Annotated in this window: 1 pseudogene; it reads right to left on the bottom strand. The window is 35.8% G+C overall.

Features of this window, described 5'->3' with window-relative positions:
• Nucleotides 1-22: 22 nt before the first annotated feature.
• Nucleotides 23-530: pseudogene (locus tag OZ002_RS13300) on the bottom strand (IS982-like element ISEfm1 family transposase); the annotation flags it as partial.

Genomic DNA, 530 nt, shown 5'->3' with positions numbered 1-530 from the left:
TAACCCGTGGTGCTAGTTAATTTTAATATCCTAAAGAATATCTCAAAGTTCCTTCAAAACGTCGTTGTGCTCGACTTAATAGAACACTGTAAGCCAGTAATATGCTTTCAAATCTACTCTCTAGCCCTTTAACAGAACGTGAGTTGAAATTTTGACAACCTAATTTTTCTAAGGAAGAAAAAACAGTCTCAACTGTTTTTCTTTGTTTTCCAAGTAAGCTGTGGTCTAGTTTTTCTGATTTATCCATGTTTTTACGTGGCGGAACGGATATAGTAATGCCCTTAAGGGCAAGCTTTTCATGGATTTTATGGCTAATATATCCTTTGTCCCCTAGGATATTGGGAAGATTCGCTTCTTCCGATAAAGTCTCTAACACTTTCACGTCAGGGACACCTGGATTCGCGATTGAGTAAGTAATCGGAAAGCCAGTCTTAGTAACGATCATATGAATTTTAAGACCATAAAAATAAGATTTTTTTGTTGAGTTATAGCCAACTTTGGCTATTTGATTCAATAGTTTTGCTTGTCTA

Source organism: Enterococcus sp. E4-150 (assembly GCF_035726465.1).
GTDB classification, from domain to species: domain Bacteria; phylum Bacillota; class Bacilli; order Lactobacillales; family Enterococcaceae; genus Enterococcus_B; species Enterococcus_B faecium.
The sequence above is the reverse complement of the archived record's forward strand: the minus strand, read 5'-3'. Positions and strand labels throughout refer to the sequence as shown.